The following is a 23644-nucleotide window of genomic DNA, read 5'->3' on the forward strand; positions in this document are numbered from 1 at the left end:
CGGCTGGAGGGTATCCAATCCTTGCGTCCTGCCCCATGGGTGGAGCCGTTGATACAGAACGGCAGGTTGCCCGCCGGCCCGGGGCGGCCCTCAGCGCAGGTAGGAGCGGATCGCGGGACGGCACCAGAACACCAGGGCCGTCAGGGTCAGGCCCCAGGCCAGGGGGGCGGCGACCGCCAGCAGGAGCCGTTCCTCACCCACCAGCGCCAGCCGCACGATGCCGTAGGCCATCTCGATCGCCAGATCCAGCGACAGCGCCACGATCGCCAGCACCTGACCCCAGAGGCGCCACTTCAGCAGGGCGACGCAGGCCACCACCCCCAGAGCCACCGCCGGCAGCACGGCACTGGTGTAGACGACCACATTGGCCGTGCGCCAGAGGCTGGTGAGCAGGATCGCCGCCAGGCCCAGCGGCAGGGCCAGCAGGTTGGCCACCAGACCGAGCCAGGCGAGCACGCGATAGCCGCGGGGCGGCTGCAGCTCCGCGAGGGCGGCAGGGGTCGGCGAGAGCGTCTGCATTCGGTCGATTTTCTCAGTTGCGGTCAGGCAAAGCGCCGTCCCTGTCGGATCGAAACACCAGGTCAAGGTCGGGCATCACCTCGGCCGCGATCGCCACCAGGGTCTCGAACAGCTGCTTGGTGTGGGGCGCCCCCGCCCCCATGGCCTCCCGGCTCATCAGCACCAGTTCCAGCACGGGACCATCCGCCTTGGCCTGCACGTCGGCGATCAGCTGCAGTCGCAGTGTCTCGTGCTCGCCCCGGACCATGGCGCTGAGATGGGCGGGGGAGCGGTGCTCCACGTCGGCGTGGAACCGCAGCAACAGGGGATCCAGCCGACCGATGAGCTCCGTCGGCGGCAGGGGAGCCCGGGGCCTGAAGAGCAGCAGGAAGCGGGCCATGACGTCAGGCTGTTCCCCCCATCCTGGGGCCGTGCCGGGGGGGCGGCGCCCGCCCCGGTCGGTCGGGATCCGCTCAGCGCAGTTCGAACAGGAGCACGTCCGCTCCGTCGGGGCCGGCCTGGAGGCTGTCTGGATCGGCGGCGGGGAAGCCGAGACCGTCGCCCCGCTGCAGCGGCTGGCCGAAGGCCGTGCCCTCCCCATCGATCACCTGAAGCCAGCCGGCAGCGTCGGAGGCGATGGCCAGCTCCAGCCGCTCGCCCGCCCCGACCCTGGCTCGCCAGAGCCGCACCGGCCGGTTGATGGCCAGGGCCCCCTGGCGTCCATCCGGATCCAGTAGCGGCGTCCAGCCCGGCTGGAGCCGGAAGGGCTCCTGGCGGTAGGCGGGGGGGTGGCCCGCCCGATCCGGCTCGATCCAGATCTGCAGCAGCCGGCAGGGGCTCTCGCCCTGATTCACCTCGCTGTGGACCACGCCGGTGCCGGCGCTCATCGCCTGCACCTCGCCGGCCCGCAGCACCTCGCTGTGGCCCATGGAGTCGTGGTGGTTGAGCTGGCCGTCCACCATCACCGTGACGATCTCCATGTCCCGGTGGGGATGCATGCCGAAGCCGCGGCCGGCGGCGATCGTGTCGTCGTTGATCACCCGCAGCGGTCCGAACCCCATCCAGGCCGGATCGTGGTGGTGGGAAAAGGAGAAGCTGTGCCAGCTGTCCAGCCAGTCGAGACGGCTGTGGAAGCGCTCGGAGGCGGGTCGGAAGACAAGGGTCATGGTGTGGGTCTCAGGGTTGGATCAGTTCCATGCGCTGGAGGCGGTGGACGATGTCGTCGATGCTGCCGTCCTTGGCGGGATTGCTGCGGCTGCTGGAGAGCTGGCGACCCACCACGTGGGCCCCGAGGTGGGCCAGCTGGATGCGCAGCACGGCCAGCACTTCGACGCCGGGACCGCCGGAATGGGTGGCGATCGCGATCGGTCGACCGTTGAACAGGCTGCGGAAGCCGTCCCCCTGCACCGAGAGCCAGGCGATGGCGCTCGTCAGCACCGGCGGCAGGGAGCCGTTGTACTCGGGGGCGCAGATCACCCAGCGGTGGGCGGCCTCAAGCCGGCGGCTCAGCCCCTCCACTTCGGCGGGAAGGCCGGACTCCGCGTGGGTGCGGGGGTTGTAGAGCGGCAGGGAGAGGGTGGTGAGGTCGAGCACCTCGGCGGCCATGGCGCGGGCGTGGGCGGCGGCGGCGAAACGCTCGGCGAGTTTCAGGTTCTCGCCGTTGCTGGCACTGAGCACCAGAAGATCGGGGGACATGTCAGGCGGATTCCAGGAAGGGGTAGTCGGTGTAGCCGGCCGGACCGGGGGAGTAATAGGTGGCCGGGTCGGGGGATTGGAGGGGGGCGCCGCGGCGCAGGCGCTCGGGCAGGTCCGGGTTGGCCAGGAACGGCGTGCCGAAGGCCACCGCCTCCAGCTGGCCGGCGGCGATGGTGGCGTTGGCCTCCTCGGCCGTGTAGCCCATGTTCCCCACCAGCACCCCGCTGAACCCGGCTCGGATCGGGGTGAGCACGTCGCCGTGCTGCTGGCCGAGGAAGTCCCCCCGCATCACGTGCAGGTAATCCAGCCCGGTGCTCTCCAGCCGCTGGGCCAGCCAGGCGGACAGTCCGATGGGGTCGCTGTCGACCATGGCGTTGTAGCCGTTCAGCGGCGAGATCCGCAGACCCACCAAGGGCGATTCGGCCCGGGCGGCCTCCAGCACCTCCAGCAGCAGCCGGGCCCGGTTGGCCACCGGCCCGCCGTAGGGACCCTGGCGCCGATTGCTGCCGTCCCGCAGGAAGGCGTCGAGCAGGTAGCCGTTGGCGCCATGCACCTCGACCCCGTCGAAGCCGGCGTCGATGGCGTTGCGGGTGGCCTGGCGGAACCCCGCCACGATCGCCGGCAGTTCGTCGTCGGCCAGCTCCCGGGGGACGACATAGGGCTGTTTCCCCTCGGGGGTGTGCACCTCGTCGCCGGTGATGGCGATCGGGCTAGGCCCCACGGGCTGGCGGCCATCGTTGAGCAGGGGGTGGCAGGCCCGGCCGCCGTGCCAGATCTGCAGCACGATCCGCCCACCGGCGGCATGGACCGCGTCGGTGGTGAGCCGCCAGCCCGCCACCTGGGCCGCCGAATGGATGCCGGGTTCGTGCCAGAAGGACGAGTTGCCCTCCATCACCATCGTGGCCTCGGCGATCAGCAGGCCGGCGCTGGCCCGCTGCTGGTAGTAGGTGGCCATCAGCGGGCCAGGAACATGGCCCGGCTCGGCCCGGCATCGGGTGAGGGGGGCCATCAGCACCCGGTTGGGCAGCTGCAGCGGGCCCACGGTCAGGGGGGTGAACAGGTCGCTCATGGGGCGGTGACCGACCGGCTGGAGCGGGGATGCCCCGGGCCGTAAGGGATTGTTAAGGTCATGGAGGGACTCTGGCGGACCCCGACCCTGACTGACAAGAACGCACCCGCTTGTGCCTGGGGCACCTGCCGGTAACCCAGATCCCCGTGACGGCCTCTCTCCCCGATTCCCTGGACTCCGAGGGTTCCCAGCTCTGCCCGGCGGAGCTGGCCCTGCGGGTGATGCGCGGCCGCTGGAAGTTGCTGATCCTCTGTCGGCTCCGCGAGGGTCCCAAGCGCTTCTCGGCCCTGCAACGCTCCCTGGTGGGGGTGAGCCACAAGGTGCTGACCGCCCAGCTGCGGGAGCTGGAGGCCGATGCCGTCGTCTGCCGGCGCGTCTTCGGTGAGGTGCCGCCGCGGGTGGAGTACGACCTCAGCGAGCGGGGCCGGGCGCTCCTGCCCGTGCTGGAAGGTCTGCATGCCTGGGGAGCGGCAGCTCCACCAGCGGTGGAAGCTGGGGAATGAGGCTGCGGCGGAACCAGCGTTCCGGCTCCACCCGCTGCAAGGTGCGCAGCAGCACCAGGGGCAGGGTGCGGACCTCGAAGGGGGCCCGCAGGGTGGGCCAGAGCCCCTCGCGTCGGTAGAGCACGGTCTCGAGTTGATCCCGCTGCAGCGGGGTCAGCGGCCCCCACACCCCGCCGATGGCACCACCTTTCTGGGCCATCGCCAGGAACGGCAGGGCCACACCTGGCACCAGGCCTTCCAGGCTGAGGCTGTCGGCCGCCTGCAGCAAGGGCGCGTCCTCCGCGCTCTCGAGGCCGAGCTCGGCGCCCGTGGCACTGACCGCCCGCAGGCGCCCGTGCACCGTCCCGCCGCTGTGCTGCAGCCGCACCGGCACCGAGAGGGCAAACCAGGGAACCCCTTCCCGGTGGGGCCGATCCCAGCAGCTGCGGATCGCCAGCAGCAGCAGCAGGCCGTTGAGCAGGCTCCAGCCCAGCACCACCCCGACCGTGGCGGCCGGGACCGGCAGCAGTCCCTCCTGGCCGGCCATCAGCGGGAGGCGACCTGGCGCCAGGTTCCAGAGGGCCACCAGCTGCAGGGCCAGCAGTGCCAGCAGCGGCAGCAGCAGGCCCGCATCAGGGCCGGTCTCCCGGCCGACCACCGCCTTCGGGGTGACCCGGAACCGCCGCGGCCGGCCCAGGGCCGTGGCGACCACGGCGGCACAGATCGGTACCAGGAAGATCCAGCGGTACAGCTCCGGCAGGATGGCGGCGCGGGCATGGCCGCTCAGCCAGCGGGTGAGCAGCAGCTGGCTGAACACGAACGGCATGGCGACCGTGAGCAGGGCATCCCCGCTGAAGAGGATCGGGGCGATGCCCAACAGGCCCAGGCTGAGCGGCGTGCAGAGCAGCACCAGCTGGGCGGGGAAGGTGAACCAGTGGAGGATGCCTTCGCTGTAGGCCAGTCGCTGCAGGGGGCTGAGCCCCGGGATCCGCAGCGGATCGGCTCCCGTGCGCAGGGTCTGCAGGGAACCGCTGCCCCAGCGGCAGCGCTGCCGCGCCATGGCCGCCGCCGTGAAGGGGGCAAGACCGGCGCTCAGCTTCTCCGAGAGGTAGTGGTTGCGGTAGCCGGCGGCGGTGATCCGGATGCCGGTGGCCAGATCCTCCGATGGGGTGGCCGTCTCGAAGCCGCCCACCCGATCCAGCGCCTCGCGCCGCATCACGAAGGAGGTTCCGGCGCAGACCACGGCATTGAGGTTCTGGCGGGTGGGCTGGATCCAGCGGTAGAAGCTTTCCTCATCCGGGAGCAGCCAGCGCTCCAGGCGCAGGTTGCGCATCACCGGATCGGCGTTCATGTAGCTCTGGGGCGTCTGCACGAAGCCCACCGACGGGTCGGCGAACAGGCCGACCGTGCGGCGCAGGAAGGGCTTCAGGGGCACGACGTCGGCGTCAAAGACCGCCACCAGCTCCCCCTTGCAGAGGCGCAGTCCGTGGTTGAGGTTGCCGGCCTTGGCATGGGCGTGCTCCCGGCGGGCGACATAACGGCAGCCGAGGCGCTCGCAGAGTTCCGCCAGCTCCGGCCGGTCGCTGTCGTCGAGCAGCCAGACCGAGTGGCTGGGGTAGTCCATCGCCAGGCACCCCCGCAGGCAGCGCTCCACCAGATCGGCCGGTTCGCCGCAGCTGGGCACGAGCACGTCGACCGACGGCACGGGCGTGGAGATCGGACCCGTGGGGGGAGCCGGTCGTTCGGGCAGGAGCGTGAACCAGAGCTGCAGGAAGAAACCGGCCAGCAGCACCAGTTCCGCCGCAAGGGTGAGCAAGCTGAGGCTGGCGGACAACGGCGTGGCGAGGTTGAGGCTGGCGCTGAAGCGCCAGGTCAGATAACGGGCCCCCAGCAGTGTCAGCAGCAGAACGGCCCAGGGCAGGCGTGCCATCGACCCTGACCAATTGTTAAGCAAATCTAGGCGGTTCTGCCGGGCCGCCGGGATCCGATGGCCACGCTTGCTGGCCCATGAAAAAGCCCGGAGTCCAGGATCGCCGGGCTTGGGGTGGAACGGTGACGTTCCAGACGTGGTTCGGATTGTCTGATGTCGGTGGTGACTCCTCTTGAACGGTCGGTGTGACGGTTTCAGTTGGACGGTTGACCGGACGGTTGACGATCAGAAGGGCTGACGATCGGGTCCTTGGGGACCGTGGATGGGTGATGGGGAGGGAGACGAGGATGCTCCTCCGCCATGGACGCGCCATCAAAGAGAGGTCAGCTGGGCTGGGGATCCATATGGAGTCCCCTGGGGTGGGTTTCGGAGTCGGAGCTGCGGAGGGGAGGCGCCTGGGGCCGAGGCATCCAGGAGCCGGTTTCCATGGACCCGGGGGCACCTGAACGATGCATCGGGTGATCGGCGATCGATCGGGAAACCGTTATAGGGAACAAGACTGTTGGAGCAGGGGCCTGCCGTCAGCACACTCCTGACATCTGACCGGGCGGGGTGTCTTCCATCGCTGGAGCCTCCTGGTTTCTGTGGTCACTCTCATCCCTCCCGGCCGCCCTGGCCATAGGCAATCGTGCTGGTCTTCGCCCGCGCAGGGTTGGGTCGCCCCCCTGGGCCTTCACTCGTCGTTGCGCTGGGCCACCAGGGCTTCGTAGGCGGTGCAGAACGGTTCCCCCAGGGAGTCCCGCAGCGGCGCGTCGTGGCGGAAGGCCTCGAGGGCATCGGCGTGACAGGTGGGCAGGGAGGTCGCCCCCGCCGGTGCCTCCACGTAGGTGTTCAGATCGCTGCGGGGGCCGGGCTCGAGCCGCCGTTCGATGCCGTCCAGACCCGCCGCCAGCACTGCCGCCTGGAGCAGGTAGGGGTTGGCGGCACCGTCGCCGAGACGCAGCTCGATCCGCTGGTCGTCGGGGATGCGAACCATGTGGGTGCGGTTGTTGCCGCCGTAGCTGATCCAGGAGGGGGACCAGGTGGCGCCGGAACTGGTGACGGACCGCGCCAGGCGCCTGTAGCTGCCGGCCACCGGATTGGTGAGGGCGCACAGGGCCGGGGCGTGGGCCAGCAGGCCGGCGAGAAACCGGTAGGCGACCTCCGACAGGCCCTTCTCCCCGGCCGGGTCGTGGAACACATTGCGCCCCCCTTCGTCCCAGAGCGAGGCGTGCAGGTGGGCGCCGTTGCCGGTGAGGGCCGGGATCGGCTTGGGCTGGAAGCTCACCCGCACCCCATGGCGTTCCGCCAGGGCGGCCGCCATCACGCGGAAGAAGGCGTGGCGGTCGGCGGTCAGCAGGGATTCGGCGTAGGTCCAGTTGAGTTCGAACTGACCGTTGGCGTCCTCGTGGTCGGCCTGGTACGGCCCCCAGCCGAGGCTCTCCATGCCGTCCAGCAGTTCGCTGATCAGCGGGTAGTGGCGCATCAGGGCCAGTTGGTCGTAGCAGGGCTTGGACTGCCGGTCGAGGCCATCGGCGATGGCGTCCCGTTCCGGGTCCATCAGGAAGAACTCCGCCTCGACGCCACTGCGGAACTGCAGGCCCATGGCCGCCGCCCGGGCGATCTGCCGCTGGAGCACCCTCCGGGGGGACTGCTCCAGTGCCACACCTTCCACCTGAAGATCGGTGGCCACCCAGGCCACCTCCTTCTGCCAGGGGAGCACCATCAGGCTCGTGACGTCGGGGATCGCCAGCACGTCCGGATCGGCCGGGGTCATGTCGAGCCAGGCGGCGAAACCGGCAAAGCCGGCCCCGGATCGGGCCAGTTCGGCCGCCGCGGCCGCCGGCACCAGCTTGGCCCGCTGCACCCCGAACAGGTCGCAGAAGGAGAAGAGGAAGTGGCGGATGCCATGGGTGGCGGCGAAGCGGGCCAGATCGGTCATCGGGGGTGTTGCGGGGTGAGGCGGGTGTGGGGGCTGGCCGGAGGCGGTCAGTCGGCGCAGAGCCGTCAGTCGGCGCAAAGCCGTCAGTCGGCGCAGAGCCGATCCACGGCGGCCCGCAGTTGCTGCTGCTCGGCCGGTGCGTCGCGGGGATTGCCGGCCCGGTGGCCCAGGTCGGACTCCAGGACCTCGAAGTGGGCGCCGCGGATCAGGGCGGCCTCGGCCTGGCAGTCGTCGGGGGTGAAATAGAGGTCGTGGCGACCGGCGATCACGGCGGTCCGGGCCCGGATCCGGCCCAGGGCCGCGGCGAGGTCGGCATCGGGATCGCCATGGGCATCGTTGGCGCTGATCTCCACGGCGCTGATCCCGGCGGCGGCCGCCACGTCGTTCGCCAGCCAGACGTCGAGCATGGCCAGCAGGTCATGGGGGTCATGGCGGCGGTAGGCCGGCAGCCAGGCCTGCTCCACGTAGGCCTCGACGCTGGCGTAGCCCAGCTGGCGATGGGCACCGCGGCGATAGAAGGGCTGGCTGGCGGCCCAGCTGGCGTAGATCAGGGCGAAGGTGCGCAACCCCTGCTCGGGCACACCCCGGAAGCGGAGCCCATCCCAGTGGGGATCGGCGGTGAGGGCCTGGCGCAGGCTGAGCAGGAACACCCGGTTGTGGGCCGTGGTGCGCGCCGTGCCGCAGACACAGCAGATGCGCTGGGTCCGCTCCGGTTCCAGCACGGCCCAGTGGTAGGCCTGCTGGGCCCCCATCGACCAGCCGTAGATCAGGGCCGGCGCGGCCACCTGGAAGACCTCCTCCAGCAGCCGGCGCTGGGCGGCCACGTTGTCGCGGTGATCGACGGGCCAGTGGCCGGGAGCCAGGCCAGGTCCGGCATTGCTCGGGCTGGTGGAGCGGCCATTGCCGAACTGGCTCACCAGCACCACGCACCAGCGCTCCGGATCGAGGATCGGCCCCACCACCCAGTCGATGTCCTCGGGCCAGGCGCCGTAGGAGCTCGGGTAGAGCACCAGGTTGGAGCGGTCGCCTGCCAGCGTTCCGTAGACCCGATAGTCGAGCCAGGCGGCGGGAAGGATCCCGCCTGCGGCGAGGGGAAAGTCCCCGAGCTTGAAGCGGCGCGGGGGGGCGGGGCTGGGGGGCAAGGGAGCGGGTTTCAGGGGAGGGCGAGTCGGGCGGGATCGCGCAGAAAATCGCGGTGCACCGCCAGGTAGCCCTGGCCCGTGTGCACAAGATGCGGGGCCAGATGGCCATGGGCCTCGGCGAGGGCGTGAAAGGGCACCGAGGGGTAGAGGTGGTGCTCGACATGGAAGGGCATGTCCCACATCAGCCAGCGCAGGGGCGGCAGCGTCAGGGTGGTGCGGGTGTTGCTGAGGCCGTCCGTGTCGGTGCTGCAGCCCCCGTGCTCGGCCATCAGCACGAAGCGCAGCAGCGGCTGGCCGACGGCGAGGGGCAGCAGCCAGAACCAGAACAGGGCGCCGTTGCCCTGCCACAGGGAGGCGGCCAGCAGGACGGCGTAGACGGCGACCTGGAGCCGGATCGAGCGGGTGACGGCCGCGGCCGCCTCGGCGGGGATGTAGGGCCTGCCGCCGAAGTCACCCCGCAGGCCGGCGGCATGGCCGCGCAGCTTGCCGATCCACCAGGGAAGCCCGCTGAGCTCCAGCAGATAGCCGGCCAGGCTGGTGGGGGGGGCGTCCTCCAGCTCCGGATCGAGGCCCGGCTGGTGGGTGAAGCGATGGTGCCACTGGTGGTAGCGGCGGTAGTAATCGGCGTTGTAGAAGCTCAGCAGACCGGCCCACCAGGCCACGGCGTCGTTGAGGCCCTTGTCGGCGAAGGCGGTGCGGTGACCGCACTCGTGCATGGCGCAGAAGCCGAAGGCCAGGCCCCAGCCCAGCAGCAGCAGGCCCACCAGCCGCAGGCCCCAGAAGGCTGCGGCGGGAAGGGCGGGCGGCATGGGCCATCCCCAGAGCAGGGCCCCCAGCCCCAGCACCGTGAGGTGGAAGGTCAGCCGGCGCCAGCCGGGCCCATCCCGTCGCTCGTTGAGGCGCTGCAGCAGGGGACCGGACAGCAGCGGCGCAGCGGCGCCCGGGCCGGCCGCCGGTGGCGCGGAGGGTGGGGAGGCGGTCACGAAGGTCGCCGTTGGTCGGCGGAGGGAGACGTCGTGGACCCACTGTCCCGCTCGGGGTCCGCCGGACACCGTTCGTCACGAACACTCGCACCGGGTGTGGCGCCCTGTGGGGATGGTTACGCGCTGATCTCCCGCGGCAGGGAAGAGTGGGACCTGCGTCGTGCAGGCCCGGTGCCTTCCCTGCTGTTCTTCTCCCTCTGGGGCTTCGAAGGCCCCCTCGCCACGGCCCTGGAGACGGCGGAAGGGGGGGGCTTCGACGGGCTGGAGCTGAACATCCACCATCCCTCCCTGGTCGGCGACCCGGACGGACCCGCCCGTCTGCTGACCTCCGGCAGGCCCCTGGTGCTGGAGGTGGTCACCGGTGGGGATTACGTGCCGCAGCTGGCCGTCACGCCGGCCCAGCACCTCGCCGAACTGGGCGACCAGCTCGACCGCTGCGCCCACCTCCGCCCCCACCGGGTGACCGTGCTCACCGGCAGCGATGCCTGGCCCCTGGAGCGGCAACTGACCTTCCTGGCCGAGGCCCAGGCCCTGGCGGCGGCCAGCGGCCTGCCGGTGAGCTTCGAAACCCACCGGTCCCGCTGCCTGGGGATGCCCTGGACGATCGCGCCGTTGCTGGAGGCCGTGCCCGGGCTGCGGCTCACGGCCGACCTGAGCCACTGGTGCGTCGTGGCCGAACGGCTGATGACCCCGGATCTGGAGCCGGTGCGGTTGATGGCCGACCGGGTCGACCACATCCATGCCCGGGTGGGCCATGCCCAGGGTCCCCAGGTGTCCCATCCCTTCGCCCCTGAGCATGCGGAGGCACTCGCGGCCCATCGGTCCTGCTGGCGCCTGTTCACCGAGAGGGCGCTCCAGCGCGGTGCGCCGCCGCCCAGCCTCACGCCCGAGTTCGGACCGGATGGCTACATGCCCACCCTCCCCTTCACCGACCGCCCGGTGGCCGATCTGCTGACGATCAACCGGGCGATGGCGCAGTGGTTGCGTAGCCAGCCTTTAGACGGAAACAGCGATAAGCTGTGTTCATCGTGAACAGAGTTACGTCGTGATGAACGTGATCGACGCCCCCACCGCCACACCATCAGCCAGCCATTCCAGTGAAGGCTCCGATCCCCGCCAGGCCACCCTGGTCTCTTCCCTGCGCGCCCGCTACGCCATCGCCGAGCAGCGTCAGGACGCCGATGCCAAGCGCGCCCTGTTCAAGGAGGCCGTTTATCTGGGCATCCGCCCCGATGCGTACCAGGGCTCCAGCAGCGCCGCATAGATCCTCTGCTGGTGCAGGATCCGGGCCTCCAGCCTGTGCGGCGGCCCGGTGCGGAAACCATCCCTGTAGCCCCGCTGCGCCGACTCCACCAGGTCCCGGTCCTCGGCCAGGAAGTGGACCATCTCCGCCATCAGCGCCTCCCCTTCGGCCTGGCGTGAGGCGGGGCCCAGCAGCCACACCTGCATGCGGCAGGTGTCCAGGGTCTCGGGCAGGAACTGGATCATCGCCATCCGTCCGTCGGGCCACAGCAGCAGGTGGTTCCACGGCGGCAGGCCGAAGGTGAGGAACTCACCCTCCGCCTCGGGCCAGGGGGTGGCCAGCACGTTGACCCAGGTGCCGAAGCGATGGCGGTAGTCGCGCACCGGGCCCTGCAGCCGATGCAGGGTGGTGGGATGGGCGATGGCGACGTGGTAGTCGTCGAGGGTGTTGTCGTGGGCGATCTTCCAGTTGCAGGCGAGCCCCCGTTCGTGGAAGGCCAGGGGCACCAGGGTTCGGGCGAGGGCTTCGGGGGCTTCCTGCAGCGGCAGATCGAGCTGGTCGTCGAGGGGGATCGGATCGGCCCCCAGGGCCACCCAGATCAGGGAGGCCCGCACCTGGCAGCCGAGGGCCTCGAGTGGCCAGGCACCGCGATCGAAGGGGTCGACGAACTCCCCTTCCCGGGCGGCCGCCAGCAGCGTGCCGCCCAGGTCGTAGGTCCAGCCGTGGTAGGGGCACACCAGCCTCCGGCAGGCCACGCTGCCCTCAGCCGGCTCGCGAAAGGCCACGGCTCGGTGGGGGCAGCGGTTGCGGAAGGCCCGCACGACGCCATCGCTGCCGTGGCAGAGCAGCACGGGCAGGCCCAGCAGCTCCAGCGCCCGCACATGCCCCGGCGGCAGATCGGCGGCGGCGGCAACGGGGTGCCAGAAGCGGCTGGCGTAGTGCTCGCGCTCGAGGGCGGCCACGGACGCCGAGCCGTACAGCTCCGTTGGCAGAAAGGCGGCCCGGGTGGCGGTGTCCATGGAACGAACGGTCAGGGCAGGGCGGAGGGAACGCTCAGAGCAGGGAGCCATCCAGGCTGCGCAGGCGGCTGGCGAGTTCCTCGCGCAGTTCCAGGAAGGGCTGGGACACGCGCAGGTGGCGCAGGTCGGAGCGGTCCAGCTGGACATCGACGGTGTGGACGATCCTGCCGGGACGCGGCGCCATGATGTGGACGGTGCCCGCGAGCAGCAACGCCTCCTCGATGTCGTGGGTGATCAGCAGGGCGGTGAGCCCGGTGCGCTTCCAGAGGTCATGGAGGAACTCCTGCATCGATTCGCGGATCTGCAGATCCAGCGCCCCGAACGGTTCGTCCAGCAGCAGCACCTTCGGCTCGGTGGCCAGGGCCCGGGCGATGGCCACCCGCTGCTGCATGCCCCCCGAGAGTTCCCGCGGCAGCAGCCGGGCCGCGTCCGCCAGCCCGACCACGTCGAGGAAGTAGGCGGTCCGCTCGCGGATCTCCGCCTTGCCCCGTCCCTGGAGGGACAGGCCGAAGGCGACGTTCTGGGCCGCCGTGAGCCAGGGGTAGAGGCTGTACTTCTGGAACACCATGCCGCGGTCGGAGCCGGGGCGCCGGACGGGCACGCCATCGAGGTGGATGCTGCCCTCGCTGGGCCGCTCGAGCCCGGCGATCAAGCGCATCACGGTGGACTTGCCGGATCCCGAACTCCCCACCAGGGCCATGAACTGACCCGACACCAGTTCGAAGCTGATGTCTTCGAGAACGAGCTTGCGATACCGCCCCTCGCCGAAGCTCTTGGAAACCTGGGAAACCTGGAGATGCATGGGATTCAGTTGGCCCAGGAACAGGCCCGTCGCATCAGAAACCGGAAACCCAGATCGATCATGAGACCAATCAGTCCGATCACGATCAGGCCGACGAAGATCTCATCGGTGCGCAGGAATCGCTGGGCCAGGCTGATGCGTTTTCCCAGGCCCTCGTTGGCGGCCACCAGTTCGGCGACGATCACGAGGTTCCAGGCGGATGCCATGTTGATGCGGTAGGTGTCGAGCACCTGGGGGGCGATGTAGGGGGCCACGACCCGGGTGAGGATCGGCAGACCCCGGCCCCCCAGGGTGAGGGCCGTTTCCACAAGTTCGGAGGGAACGAACTTCACCGCATCCATGATCATCAGGGCGTTGAAGAAGAAGGTGCCGATGAAGATCAACATCACCTTCGGGAGTTCCTCGAGGCCGAAGTAAATGATCAGCAGGGGGATGAAGGCTGGCGCCGGCATGTAGCGGATCAGCGCCATCAGGGGTTCGAGAAAGTGGCAGATGGTGCGGTTCGTGCCCATGGCGATGCCGATCGGCAGGGCCAGCCCCGCCGAGATCACGAAGCCGATGAAGACCCGCTTGATGCTGGCCACCGCATCCGCCACCAGGATGCCGCGCTGGAACTGGTCGCTGCCCGCTAGCCACACCGCTCCGGGGCCCGGCAGGAAGAGCTTGTCGACCATGCCGCTGGAGGTGATCAGCCACCACACCAGGAAGACGGTGAGGATGCCGAGCACCCCCAGGACCCAGGGGTGGCTGAGGAAGCGGCGCAGGGCTGGGGACCGGGCCATGGTGCTCAACGGGCGTTGTCGACGAACTGGGAATTCAGCAGCTTGGTGAGGTCAGGCTTGGTCTTGGCCAGGCCCGTCTCCACCAGGAAGACGCTGATCTGTTCGGCGGCATAGGGCAGCGACAGCATCGTGGTGCCCGGCTTGAAGTTGCTGCGGTTTTCCTCCAGGGTCTGGATGGTGGTACCGGCGTTGTACTCCTTGAACTCGGCTTCACTGACGCCGGAGCGCTCCACCAGGATCGGCAGGGTGCCGGCGGGGTCGTCCTTGATCGTCTTGAGGGTGGCGAACCAGGCGTTGACGATCTTCTGGACCTTCTCGGGATTCTTGGCGACGAATTCCGTGCGGCAGACGAGCAGATCGCTGATCGCTCCCGGGTGATCCTTGGAGGTGGCCAGGGCCCGGCTGCCCGGTCGCTTCAGGGCCTGGGTGGTGAAGGGGGCATAGACACCGGCGGCGTCCACCTTGCCGGCGGCGAAGGCCGCGGCGGCGGCGCCGGTTTCGAGGGGAACGAAGGTGATGTCCTTGGCGGAGAGACCCGCATCCTTGAGCACCTTGAGCAGCAGGAAGTGGTCGACGGTGCCTTCCTCGGCGGCGACCTTCTTGCCCTTCAGCTCGGGGATCGACTTGATCTCCGCCGCGGCAATGATCTGGTCATTGCCCGTGGAGAAATCGTTCTGGAGCACCACCTGCAGATCAGCCCCACCCGCCACGGAACTGATGGTGTCGTTGAGGGTCTGGCTGTTGCAATCCAGCTGACCGGCGTTGAGGGCGTTGATCGAATCGAGATAGCCGTCGAACCACTGCATCGAGGCCGCCACCCCCTGCTCCTTGAACAGCTCCTTGACCTCGGTGACCTTCCAGGGGAACCAGCCCGGCCAGGCGCTGTAGCCGATCTTGACCGGCGCCTCCTGGCTCGCAGGCTGCTGGCAACCGGCCAGCAATCCTCCCCCGAGGGCGGCCATCAGGGCGAGGGCGACGGCCCGGCGTTGACGACGGAACAAGGTGGCTTTCAACATCAGGGAAATCGGGGAAAAGGTGGTGCTTGCGCAGATGGAGAGGGTCGCGTCTTTGACGCGTTCCCAGATGGATGCTGGGTTCGGTTCCTTGGGGTTGTTGGGTGATGGGAGCCCCCCCCCGCTGGAGAGGGTCAGAAGAACTCCAGATAACGCTGCTGTTCCCATTCGGAGACAGCAGAGTGGTAGGACTCCCACTCTTCACGTTTGTAGGAGATAAACGCCTTGAACATGGCATCACCGAATACGCTTTCGGCAAGTGGATCTGCCGCGAAGGCCTCCACCGCCTCGCCAAGGGTTCGGGGCAGCATGTTCAGGCCCCGTTCGGCCCGCTCCGCCGCGCTGAGTGTGTAGGCATTCACCAGGTTGGGGGCGCCGGGATCGAGTTGTTCGCGGATCCCTTCCAGGCCGGCGGCCAGCATCAGGGCCGCACCCAGGTACGGGTTGCAGGAGATGTCAGCAGCCCGGCATTCCACCCGGCCGCCGGGAGAGGGAATGCGCAGCATGTTGGTGCGGTTGTTGTTGCCGTAGCAGACGAACACCGGTGCCCAGGTGAACCCCGACATGCTCCCCTGGGCGACGAGGCGCTTGTAGCTGTTGACCGTCGGGGCGATCACGGCGCAGATGGCGGGGGCGTGCCGGAGCACACCGGCGATGAAATGCTCCGCCAGCCGGGTGACCTCCCCGGGGGTCGCCTCGGGCGTGGCGAACAGGTTCACCCCGGTCTGGAGGTCCGCCAGGGACATGTTGAAGTGGGCGCCGCTGCCGGTGCGGTCGCCGAAGGGCTTGGGCATGAAGGTCGCCAGCAGACCATGCCGATGGGCGATCTCCTTGGCCATCAGCTTGAAGAAGGTGAGCCGGTCGGCCATGGTGAGGACGTCGGCGTAGTCGAAGTCGGTCTCGAACTGGCCGGGGCCGTCCTCGTGGTCGAAGGAGTACACCCCCCACCCCAGGCCGTTCATCGCCTGCACCAGCTCGTCCAGCCAGGGCAGGTTGTCGAGCAGGCCGCGCACGTCGTAGGCGGGTTTGTCGAGGGTGTCGCGGTCGCTGAAGGGGACCCAGCCGCCCGCCGCCCCCTTCTTCAGCACGAAGAACTCGGTCTCGATGCCGAGGTTGAAGCGGAAGCCCATGGCGGCGGCCTCCTCGCGCACCCGGCCGAGGATGTGGCGGCTGCAGGCGTCGAAGGGGCGGCCGTGCAGATGCAGATCGCTGGCGAACCAGGCCACCTCCGGCTGCCACGGGAGCACGGTGACGCTGGCGGGATCGGGAACCGCGGCCACCTCGTCGTCGCTCACCTCCTGGGGTACGCCGTCGAGGGCCGCCCCGGTGAACAGTTCGGAGCCGGCCATCATCTGGCCGAGGTGTTCGAGGGGCACGGCCTTGGCCTTGCTCACCCCGTGCAGGTCGACGAAGCTGGCCAGGGCGTAGCGGACGCCCTTCGCGCGCAGGTCGGCCTGCAGGGCCGTGGTGGAATCGGAGGCAGGATGCTGGTGACTCATCAGGCGTGCAGCAGGGCGGGGGCGGACTGAACGGCCTGGCGCTGGGCGTCGAGCCAGTCGTGCCAGGCCTCGAAGCCCTCTCCGGTGGTGGCGGAGAGGCGGAACACGGCGGTGCGGGGGTTGACCTGGCGGATGTGGGCCTCGATCCGCTCCACGTCCACCGGCAGGTGGGGCAGCAGATCCATCTTGGTGATCAGCACGCAGTCGGCTTCCCGGAACATGACCGGGTATTTGAGCGGCTTGTCGTCCCCCTCGGTGACGCTGAGGAGCGCCACCTTGCGGTGCTCGCCGATGGCGAATTCGGCGGGGCAGACCAGGTTGCCCACGTTTTCCACCCAGAGGATGTCCAGGGCGGCGGGATCGAGCCGCTGGCGGAGCAGCTTCAGGCCGCCGCTGACCATGGCGGCATCCAGGTGGCAGGCGCGACCGGTGGTGATCGGCACCACCGGAATCCCGACGGCCTCCAGCCGCTCGGCATCGAGCAGGGTGGTCATGTCGCCTTCCAGCACGGCCATGGCCCAGCGGCCGGCGAGGGCGGCGAGGCTGCGCTCCAGCAGGGAAGTCTTGCCGGCGCCGGGGCTGCTCATCACGTTGAGACAGAGCAGGTTCCAGGCGTCGAAGTGCTCGCGGTTGTGGTCGGCCCGGTGCTGGTTGGCCGCCAGCAGGTTGAGGCCGAGGCTGTCTTCGAGGGGCATGTGCATGGCGGATCAGCGGGCGGCTGTGGGACGGGAAGCGGTGGATGGGGCGGTATCGAAGCCGTAGGCGACCGAACGGATCCGCAGTTCGCGGCCGCTGACGATCTCCTCCATCGGGTGGTGGCAGCAGGGAGAGCGGAACCCGTCGGCTTGAACGGGGCTGTAGGTGGCCTGGCAGCGGACGCAGCGCCCCACCAGGGGCACCGACTCGATCACCAGCTCGGCGCCGTCGAGCCAGCTGCCCTTGACGGCATCGGCCCAGGTAACCACCAGCTGGTCGGGTTCGACGCAGGTGAAGGTGCCCACTTCGAGATGGACCCGATCCACCGCCGGCACCCGGGGAGCGTGCTGCTGCTTCCACTCGTTCATGGACAGCAGCAGGCAGCGCGTCATGTCGACTTCATGCATGCCCTATCTCCAGGCGCGGTCGACCTGCATGTTGCAGTCCTTGGAGAGCCAGGCGGGGGCTGACTTGCGGGGCAGCTGGCCGCTCACCACCAGGTGGGCCATGGTGTCGCAGATGACCCGGGTGGCCATCAGGGAGGTCATGTCGCTGACGTCGTAGGGGGGGGAGACCTCCACCACCTCGAGGCCGCAGACCGGCACGTTGCGCACGATCAGCTCCAGCAGTTTGAGGGCCTCGCGCGGCAGCAGGCCGCCGGGCTCGGGCCAGCCGGTGCCCGGCACGAAGCCGGCATCGATGCAGTCGATGTCGAAGGAGATGTAGACGCAGTCGGTGCCGTCGGTGGCCCGTTCGATGGCGAACTTGGCCGCCGCCTCCAGGCCCATGTCGCAGATGTCGGTGACGGTGAGCACGTTGGTGCCCCGCTCGCGGCAGACCTTCACCCCTTCCCGCGGCACCTGCCAGCCGCCGATGCCCAGTTGCACCAGGTTCTCGGCCGGGGCGTTGGCCATGTTGGTCGCATGGAACCACGGGGTGGTGTGCATGCGCTCGTCGAGGTCGGTCTCCTGGGTGTCGACGTGGCGATCGAAGTGGATGATGCCCACCTTCTTGTCGCCGAGATGGCGGCAGACGCCCCGGACGGTGGGGAAGCCGATCGAGTGGTCGCCGCCCAGGATGATCGGGAAGGCGCCGCTGGCGAAGACGTGGGCGATGCCCTTGGAGATCTGGTCGAAGCTCTTCTCGTTATTCGCGGGGATGGTGAAGATGTCACCCACGTCGCAGAGGGTGATCTGCTCGCGCAGGTCGACCCCCATCTCGTAGTTGTAGGGGGTGTACAGCGCTGAAATGCGCCGGATGCCCTGGGGGCCGAAGCGGGTGCCGGGCCGGTAGGTGGTGCCGCTGTCGTGGGGAACCCCCACCACCGCCACGTCGAACTCCCCCACCCGGTTCACGTCCTCCACGTAGGGGGCCTTCATGAAGGTGTTGATGCCGGCGTAGTGGGGCAGCTCCCCGCGGGAGAAGGTGGAGATGCGCCGGTCGACGATGCTTTCGGCCGCCTCCAGGCCGTAGCGAAGGCCCTGGTCGACCTCCTGCTGCCAGCCGGTCAGGGGCAGGGCGGCTTCCTTCTCAAGGGCCCGGGCCCCTTCAGTGCCGGCGGGGTGGCGACCCCGGTCGAAGGCCTCGGCCGCATCGGCCTGGCTGCCGCTGGACGGATCGTTCATTCAGACCTCTGGGCACGGTGGGGATGGGGCGGTCTCCCGGGCTTTTGTCCCTCCGTGCCACACACCGGTGAGAACTGAGTTCTCGGATTCGGTGGGTGCGCTTCTCTCGGACCAGGCGTCCCTCAGGCTGCCGGCAATGCCAGGAATGGCCGTGCCAGCAATGGGGGACCGGAACCCTAGAAGCAATTTCCGCCTTGGGATCCTGAAGGTCCCCGGGCGGGACGGTTGTGACGGTTGCTACGGGATCGGTGCGGTCGCCTCAGGAAGGACAGGGGAGACCGGCCGCCTTGCGGTTGGTCTCGCGGCGCAACAGCAGAAAGAGGTAGTCCGGGTCCTTGTACTGGCTGGGCAGGCACTGGTGCAGCTGCTCGAGCCGGTGCCAGCAGACCGTGCGCTGGATCTTCTTGAGGGTTCGACCTTCCCGGACGAGCAGCCGCAGGGCCTTGCAGTACATCGAATAGTTGGCCTCCAGTTCACCGATGGTGACTTTCGGGATCGTGACCTTCGGTAGGGACGCTGGAAGCGATCGGGCGGTCATCGGCCATCCTTCGGGGCGGGCCCCGCAGAGATTCCCCCACTGTCGTCCATGGGCGGCCGGGCCGCGCCCCCCATCCGGGGACATTCCCGCCCCGGTCGTCCCCCGGTGGGAGGGGGCCGCCATGGGGGTTCGCTGACCCGGACGGCAGAGGGGGGGGTGGCGGACCTTCCGATTCAGTTAAGGTTTGCTCAGCAGAGGAATGCCCGGCATGTACAAGGACCATCCCGTGATGAACGCGCTGCTGGAGCAGCTGCGCTCCCTCAACGAGCAGTACAGCGACCTGCCCAACGAGCTCAACCGTTACCGCGTCGTCCGCCAGGAGCAGCTGATTGCCCAGTGGGCCCCCGGCGTCAGCGTCGCCGGCTGAGGTCGCCGGCGAGCCCCTCTCCCTGTTGAAGCCTCACCCGTGAGGTGATGAACAAGAACCACCCCGTCTACCACTCCCTGGTCGCCAGGCTGGAGAGCCTCCGCGATCAGTACCGGCACCATCCCTGCGAGCGGAACCGCTACCGGCTGGTGCGGCAGGAACAGCTGATCGCCCAGTGGGTTGCCGCCTCCGACCTGCCCTCCCCGACCATCCCCCCCATGGGCGGCGCGCCGGCACCGGGGCCATCATGAAGAAAATCGCTCTCTTTGCCGTCGGGTGTCCCTTGTTGCTCTCGGCACCCCCTTGAGCCGCTATTCCGTAGGCAGCACACCACTGTCGGCAGGATGGGCAAAGGTATGGGCAAAGGTATGGGCAAAGGTTTGGGCAAGAAGGACAAAGGTGGTCTCAAGATCAAGACCCTGAAGATCAAGTCGCCAAAGAAGAAGGAATCCGGTGGGAAGCCTCGATCGGACAGCGCCTCCGGCTACGGGCTCGATTCTTCTGGTGTGAGCGAGTCGGATCTCTACAGGCCCTCTCCGATCTTCGACGACCTCTCCAACCATTCCGAGGGGCGTCCCCCGAAACTGGATCGCAAGTTTTACGAGAAGGAACTGGCCCGGCTCCAGGTGGAGCTGGTGAAGATGCAGTACTGGGCGAAGCATGTGGGTTACCGCATGATCCTGCTGTTCGAGGGCCGGGACGCCGCTGGCAAGGGTGGCACCATCAAGCGCATCACCGAGCCGCTCAACCCACGGGGCTGCAACGTGGTGGCCCTCGGCACCCCCTCCGACCAGCAGAAGACCCAGTGGTACTTCCAGCGCTACGTCGAGAATTTCCCCTCCGCGGGGGAGATCGTCCTGTTCGACCGCAGCTGGTACAACCGAGCCGGCGTCGAGAAGGTGATGGGCTTCTGCACGCCGGAACAGGTGAATGAATTCATGCTTTCCTGCCCGGAGTTCGAGCGCATGCTGGTGCGCAGCGGCATCACCCTGATCAAGTACTGGTTCTCCGTCAGCGATGACGAGCAGGAGGCCCGTTTCCGCTCCCGGCTGGAGGATCCGGCCCGCCGATGGAAGCTGAGCCCGATGGACCTGGAATCCCGGGACCGCTGGGTGGAGTTCTCCCGGGCCAAGGATGAGATGTTCGCCCACACCAACATCCCGGAGGCCCCCTGGTTCACCGTTGAGGCCAATGACAAGCGCCGGGCCAGGCTCAACTGCATCCGTCACCTGCTCAGCAAGGTCCCCTACGAGGACATGACACCCAAGGCGATCGAACTGCCCCCCCGCAAGAGCGGTGCCGACTACCAGCGTCCCCCGATGAACGAGCAGTTCTTCGTGCCCAACGCCTATCCCTGAGCCCCCTCCACCAGCCAGCGGCGGCCCCCGAGCAGCTCCAGCCAGATCAGCACCACCAGCCAGTGGATCAGCACCGGTGCCCCGATGGAGCCGGTGAGCTGATAGGCGATCACGCAGGTCAGCCCCAGCAGGGCGGCCAGGAGCAGGAAGCGACCGTCGTCGAAGAGCCTCCGGCCCCGGCGGTACCAGAGCCGGCCGGCCAGCGGGTGCCAGGCGACGAAGAGCCCCACGCTCAGGGCCCCCCAGGCGACGGTTTCCGCGATGCCCAGACCTTCGAGGGGGTGCGGCAGCAGCGCGGCCCGGAACAGGGTCTCCTCGACCAGCGCCGGCGTCAGCAGCAGGGCTGGGGCCCGGCGCAGCAGCAGCCAGGGCCGCACCGCTGAAGCCGTCGCCGGCAGGAAGCCGCTGCGGCGCCCCAGCGGCAGGGCGACGGCGGCGTACGCCCCCAGCAGCAGAGCCGTCAGGGCCAGGCCGCCTCCGCCGAGGGGCGTGAAGAAGGCATCCATCAGCCGGGGCAGGGCCAGCCCCACCACGGGCAGCTGGCCGAGGAGCTGGGTCGGCGCCAGGGGGGCCAGGCGCCGGTCGGCGCCGGGGAGCTGGTTGGTGCGCAGCACATGGAGCGGGTCCCCGTGGCGCAGGAACACCCGGGCCATCTCGTCGTGGGCACGGCGGGGCAGCATCGATCGCCAGCTGATCAGTCCGTCCCAGAGGCTGGGGCTGGCCCGGAAGCGGTCCGGTGCATCGCCGGGGCGGTCCATCAGCGAGGCGTTGTGGCGCCAGTCGGCGCGGACCATGCCGAAGGGGGCCAGCAGGGCATCAAGGGAGCGGGCCAGGGAGGCGAGCCGGGGGATTTCGGTGCCGTCAAGCTCACGGCGTCGGCGCCGCAGCTGATCGATGGCGATCCAGAGGGCCTGGCTGGAATCCTGCACGCAGGAGATGGCCGGCGACACCAGCGAGACGCCGCCGCCGTCGCCGCTGCGGTAGCGGGCCATCAGCACCTCCGCCTGGATCGCCAGTTCCTCCAGCAGCAGGGGGTCGGTGCGCACCAGCACGTCCGAAATCGGCCGTGTTCCGAGCCAGCCCCGCTGCAGGTTGCCGGTGTAGGCGCTCCAGTCCTGGCTGCCCGAGACGATGCCGTTGGGATTGTTGGCGTAGATCTGGTGGTAGCGAAGGTCGAAGCGGGGCTCGCCGCTGAAGGGATCAATCACGACCCGGGCGGCACCGAAGGCGAAGTGGCCCGTCACCGTGAAGCCGCTGATCGGTTCGCCATCGGGCCCGCCGATGCCGCCGAAGTTGTGGATCAGCAGGGAACGGTCGCCGGTTTGCCAGGGGTCGTGCTCCCCATCGGGATCCAGGCCCACCCGGCTGAAGCGGCCGCGCCGGGTCTCGCTGTCGCTCCAGTTGATGCGGCTGATTTCGTTGAGGCCGGCGGCGGTGCCCCGCAGAACCCGGTCGCTCTCCAGGCGGGTGAGGTGGCGGGGTTCTATGGCCTGGGCGGTGAAGGTCCCTTCGCTGTCCGGGGCGCCGTAGAGGTACCAGCCGTCGCTGCCCACAGGGGACTCCAGCAGTCCCTGCGGGTCGAAGAAGCGTCGGCCATGGCGATCGGGGGGCTGGCGGGGCAGTCGCACCGTCTCGATCGGGCCGCCGAAGTCCCCCCGGCTCCGGTCGTAGTGCTGCACCCGGAAGCGCTCCGGGTCGGCAGGGTCGCGGGAGAGCAATCGCACCAGACCCACCCAGCGGCCCGTGCTCTGCAGGGGCGGGCGACCGATCCGTAGCACGGTGTTCCCGTCCCGCCGCTCGACGTCCACGTCCTCGAGCGCCACGGTGATGTCGTCGTGGGGATGGGCCCCCGCCAGGGTCTGCAGCGGGCCGACGTCGTTGCGGCCTTCGAGGCGGGTGGGCACCACATTGCCCTGCTGCGCCGCCAGCCGGGCCTGGGCCCCGAGCCGCACCGGCGTGCTCACCTTGCCCACCAGGGCCCGCAGCATCGGCTCGTCCTGCCAGACCAGCCGCAGGCGCTGGCCGACCAGGGCCTCTTGGCCCGCCGGGGCCTGCTCAAGCTCCAGCCACACCCAGTCGCCGCCGCCCGGGGCCATTTCGGCCGCTGCGGGAAGGATCAGACGCCCGAACCAGTCGCCGTGGGGGCGGTAGAGGGCCGGATCCGGCCGACGCGCCAGCGGATAGTGCTCCGGTCGGTTGAAGGGCGCCTGCCAGGCCAGGTCGTAGCTGGTGGGCGGTGGTGGTGGCGTTGCCCCCAGGGCACCCCTGGCCAGGGGCAGGACCAGCAGGGCCATGGCCAGAACGGCCGTCAGAAGCGCCAGCCGGCGGCGACGGTCGGGGCGAGGCCGCCCGGGCTCGGCAGGGGGTGGCGGCATGGGGCCCTAACCGCCGCTTTCCCGGTGAATCGCCAGGGCGGCGAGCACGCCGCCGGCGAAACCGGAGGCGTGGCCGATCCAGCTCACCCCCGGGGGACTCAGGAACGGCAGCAGGCTGGGCAGCGCCCCTCCGTAGGCGAACAGGGCGGTGAGCGACAGCAGGATCGAGAGGGGGCGCCGCTCCAGCCAGCCAATCAGCAGCAGATAGCCCAGCAGTCCGTAGATGACCCCGGACAGGCCATGGCTGGCCTGGTGCCAGAACAGCCAGACCGGGATGGCCGTGGCGTAGACCCCCAGCCACACGGCCAGGTAGTCGCCCCGGCTCTTGGCCAGCACCAGCCAGGACAGGGGCAGGAACCACAGGCTGTTGCTGATCAGGTGGCCGAAGCCTCCATGGCTGAAGGGGGCGGTGAGCACCCCGAGGAAAGGCCCCCCCGGCACCATCGGCAGGTTCCAGCGGCCTCCGAAGAAGACCTGGTCGATGATCTCCTGGACCCAGGGCACCGCCAGGATCAGCACCGGCAGCACGGCCATGCCCTTCAGGCGGGACAGGCTGCGGTCGAGCCGCTGGGCAAGGGATCCGGCCATGGCCGCAGGCGAACCGGCA

Annotated in this window: 26 protein-coding genes and 1 riboswitch; of the genes, 6 read left to right on the forward strand and 20 right to left on the reverse strand. The window is 69.4% G+C overall.

The window, feature by feature from the left end; all coding sequences use genetic code 11:
- Nucleotides 1–90: 90 nt before the first annotated feature.
- The 5 genes from KUG38_RS00730 to KUG38_RS00750 all read right to left on the reverse strand — a co-directional run bounded on the left by KUG38_RS00730 (nucleotide 91) and on the right by KUG38_RS00750 (nucleotide 3262).
- Nucleotides 91–519, reverse strand: coding sequence for a Hepatitis C virus core protein (locus tag KUG38_RS00730; RefSeq protein WP_216918590.1), 429 nt, complete (start codon nucleotides 517–519; stop codon nucleotides 91–93).
- A gap of 13 nt (nucleotides 520–532) precedes the next feature.
- Nucleotides 533–898: a hypothetical protein gene (locus KUG38_RS00735; protein WP_094584051.1), complete on the reverse strand. Its 366-nt coding sequence runs from the start codon at nucleotides 896–898 to the stop codon at nucleotides 533–535.
- 73 nt (nucleotides 899–971) lie between these two features.
- The gene (locus tag KUG38_RS00740; protein ID WP_216918591.1) at nucleotides 972–1664 is read right to left on the reverse strand and encodes a pirin family protein; all 693 of its coding nucleotides are present in this window, start codon (nucleotides 1662–1664) and stop codon (nucleotides 972–974) included.
- A 10-nt stretch (nucleotides 1665–1674) separates the two neighbouring features.
- Complete coding sequence (locus tag KUG38_RS00745) at nucleotides 1675–2193, reverse strand: NADPH-dependent FMN reductase (RefSeq protein WP_216918592.1); 519 nt, start codon at nucleotides 2191–2193, stop codon at nucleotides 1675–1677.
- A 1-nt stretch (nucleotide 2194) separates the two neighbouring features.
- On the reverse strand, nucleotides 2195–3262 hold the full coding sequence (locus KUG38_RS00750) for an alkene reductase (protein WP_216918593.1): 1068 nt from the start codon (nucleotides 3260–3262) through the stop codon (nucleotides 2195–2197).
- 146 nt (nucleotides 3263–3408) lie between these two features.
- Between KUG38_RS00750 and KUG38_RS00755 the strand changes: the two genes are divergently transcribed.
- Nucleotides 3409–3765: a winged helix-turn-helix transcriptional regulator gene (locus tag KUG38_RS00755; protein ID WP_353617675.1), complete on the forward strand. Its 357-nt coding sequence runs from the start codon at nucleotides 3409–3411 to the stop codon at nucleotides 3763–3765.
- Here the strand turns inward: KUG38_RS00755 and KUG38_RS00760 are convergent.
- The 4 genes from KUG38_RS00760 to KUG38_RS00775 form a co-directional block, all read right to left on the reverse strand.
- Entirely contained in the window at nucleotides 3674–5674 is a 2001-nt protein-coding gene (locus KUG38_RS00760; RefSeq protein WP_216918594.1) for a glycosyltransferase family 2 protein, read from the reverse strand. The two genes, KUG38_RS00755 and KUG38_RS00760, sit on opposite strands and share 92 nt — an antisense overlap.
- A gap of 673 nt (nucleotides 5675–6347) precedes the next feature.
- The gene (gene glnT / locus KUG38_RS00765; RefSeq protein ID WP_216918595.1) at nucleotides 6348–7595 is read right to left on the reverse strand and encodes a type III glutamate--ammonia ligase; all 1248 of its coding nucleotides are present in this window, start codon (nucleotides 7593–7595) and stop codon (nucleotides 6348–6350) included.
- A gap of 83 nt (nucleotides 7596–7678) precedes the next feature.
- On the reverse strand, nucleotides 7679–8737 hold the full coding sequence (locus tag KUG38_RS00770; protein ID WP_216918596.1) for an alpha/beta fold hydrolase: 1059 nt from the start codon (nucleotides 8735–8737) through the stop codon (nucleotides 7679–7681).
- Nucleotides 8738–8748: 11 nt separating this feature from the next.
- A complete protein-coding gene (locus tag KUG38_RS00775; protein WP_353617676.1) occupies nucleotides 8749–9720 on the reverse strand; it encodes a fatty acid desaturase in 972 nt (323 codons plus the stop codon).
- Between the two features lie 171 nt (nucleotides 9721–9891).
- On the opposite strand from KUG38_RS00775, the gene KUG38_RS00780 reads away from it, so the two are divergent.
- Nucleotides 9892–10752 carry a sugar phosphate isomerase/epimerase family protein gene (locus tag KUG38_RS00780; protein ID WP_353617677.1) on the forward strand — a complete coding sequence of 287 codons (861 nt, stop codon included), beginning with the start codon at nucleotides 9892–9894 and terminating at the stop codon, nucleotides 10750–10752.
- 16 nt (nucleotides 10753–10768) lie between these two features.
- Nucleotides 10769–10984: a hypothetical protein gene (locus KUG38_RS00785; protein WP_216918598.1), complete on the forward strand. Its 216-nt coding sequence runs from the start codon at nucleotides 10769–10771 to the stop codon at nucleotides 10982–10984.
- On the opposite strand, the gene KUG38_RS00790 is transcribed toward KUG38_RS00785, so the two are convergent.
- The 9 genes from KUG38_RS00790 to KUG38_RS00830 all read right to left on the reverse strand — a co-directional run bounded on the left by KUG38_RS00790 (nucleotide 10933) and on the right by KUG38_RS00830 (nucleotide 18937).
- Nucleotides 10933–11982 carry an aromatic ring-hydroxylating oxygenase subunit alpha gene (locus KUG38_RS00790; protein ID WP_216918599.1) on the reverse strand — a complete coding sequence of 350 codons (1050 nt, stop codon included), beginning with the start codon at nucleotides 11980–11982 and terminating at the stop codon, nucleotides 10933–10935. The two genes, KUG38_RS00785 and KUG38_RS00790, sit on opposite strands and share 52 nt — an antisense overlap.
- Before the next feature lie 34 nt (nucleotides 11983–12016).
- Entirely contained in the window at nucleotides 12017–12784 is a 768-nt protein-coding gene (locus KUG38_RS00795) for an ABC transporter ATP-binding protein (RefSeq protein WP_216918600.1), read from the reverse strand.
- 5 nt (nucleotides 12785–12789) lie between these two features.
- Nucleotides 12790–13566, reverse strand: a complete 777-nt coding sequence (locus KUG38_RS00800; RefSeq protein ID WP_216918601.1) for an ABC transporter permease — start codon at nucleotides 13564–13566, stop codon at nucleotides 12790–12792.
- Nucleotides 13567–13571: 5 nt separating this feature from the next.
- Nucleotides 13572–14582, reverse strand: coding sequence for an ABC transporter substrate-binding protein (locus KUG38_RS00805; RefSeq protein WP_216918602.1), 1011 nt, complete (start codon nucleotides 14580–14582; stop codon nucleotides 13572–13574).
- A 131-nt stretch (nucleotides 14583–14713) separates the two neighbouring features.
- On the reverse strand, nucleotides 14714–16078 hold the full coding sequence (glnT, locus tag KUG38_RS00810; RefSeq protein WP_216918603.1) for a type III glutamate--ammonia ligase: 1365 nt from the start codon (nucleotides 16076–16078) through the stop codon (nucleotides 14714–14716).
- Entirely contained in the window at nucleotides 16078–16779 is a 702-nt protein-coding gene (gene hypB, locus KUG38_RS00815; protein ID WP_216918604.1) for a hydrogenase nickel incorporation protein HypB, read from the reverse strand. Before hypB ends, glnT (KUG38_RS00810) begins: the two co-directional genes overlap by 1 nt.
- A 6-nt stretch (nucleotides 16780–16785) precedes the next feature.
- On the reverse strand, nucleotides 16786–17181 hold the full coding sequence (locus KUG38_RS00820) for a hydrogenase maturation nickel metallochaperone HypA/HybF (RefSeq protein ID WP_216912122.1): 396 nt from the start codon (nucleotides 17179–17181) through the stop codon (nucleotides 16786–16788).
- A gap of 3 nt (nucleotides 17182–17184) precedes the next feature.
- On the reverse strand, nucleotides 17185–18399 hold the full coding sequence (gene speB, locus KUG38_RS00825) for an agmatinase (RefSeq protein WP_216918605.1): 1215 nt from the start codon (nucleotides 18397–18399) through the stop codon (nucleotides 17185–17187).
- Nucleotides 18400–18430: 31 nt separating this feature from the next.
- Nucleotides 18431–18590: riboswitch (guanidine-I (ykkC/yxkD leader) on the reverse strand.
- A gap of 68 nt (nucleotides 18591–18658) precedes the next feature.
- The gene (locus KUG38_RS00830; RefSeq protein WP_094584066.1) at nucleotides 18659–18937 is read right to left on the reverse strand and encodes a DUF3136 domain-containing protein; all 279 of its coding nucleotides are present in this window, start codon (nucleotides 18935–18937) and stop codon (nucleotides 18659–18661) included.
- Between the two features lie 208 nt (nucleotides 18938–19145).
- On the opposite strand from KUG38_RS00830, the gene KUG38_RS00835 reads away from it, so the two are divergent.
- The 3 genes from KUG38_RS00835 to ppk2 all read left to right on the forward strand — a co-directional run bounded on the left by KUG38_RS00835 (nucleotide 19146) and on the right by ppk2 (nucleotide 20662).
- A complete protein-coding gene (locus KUG38_RS00835; RefSeq protein ID WP_216918606.1) occupies nucleotides 19146–19304 on the forward strand; it encodes a hypothetical protein in 159 nt (52 codons plus the stop codon).
- A gap of 47 nt (nucleotides 19305–19351) precedes the next feature.
- Nucleotides 19352–19555 carry a hypothetical protein gene (locus KUG38_RS00840; protein ID WP_216918607.1) on the forward strand — a complete coding sequence of 68 codons (204 nt, stop codon included), beginning with the start codon at nucleotides 19352–19354 and terminating at the stop codon, nucleotides 19553–19555.
- 117 nt (nucleotides 19556–19672) lie between these two features.
- A complete protein-coding gene (ppk2, locus tag KUG38_RS00845) occupies nucleotides 19673–20662 on the forward strand; it encodes a polyphosphate kinase 2 (RefSeq protein ID WP_216918608.1) in 990 nt (329 codons plus the stop codon).
- Here the strand turns inward: ppk2 and KUG38_RS00850 are convergent.
- Both KUG38_RS00850 and KUG38_RS00855 read right to left on the reverse strand, forming a co-directional pair.
- On the reverse strand, nucleotides 20653–23037 hold the full coding sequence (locus tag KUG38_RS00850) for a CPBP family glutamic-type intramembrane protease (RefSeq protein WP_216918609.1): 2385 nt from the start codon (nucleotides 23035–23037) through the stop codon (nucleotides 20653–20655). The genes ppk2 and KUG38_RS00850 overlap by 10 nt on opposite strands.
- A gap of 6 nt (nucleotides 23038–23043) precedes the next feature.
- Complete coding sequence (locus tag KUG38_RS00855; protein WP_094584070.1) at nucleotides 23044–23625, reverse strand: rhomboid family intramembrane serine protease; 582 nt, start codon at nucleotides 23623–23625, stop codon at nucleotides 23044–23046.
- Between the last annotated feature and the right edge of the window lie 19 nt (nucleotides 23626–23644).

This window comes from Synechococcus sp. CCAP 1479/9, assembly GCF_019038535.1.
Classification (GTDB): domain Bacteria; phylum Cyanobacteriota; class Cyanobacteriia; order PCC-6307; family Cyanobiaceae; genus Cyanobium.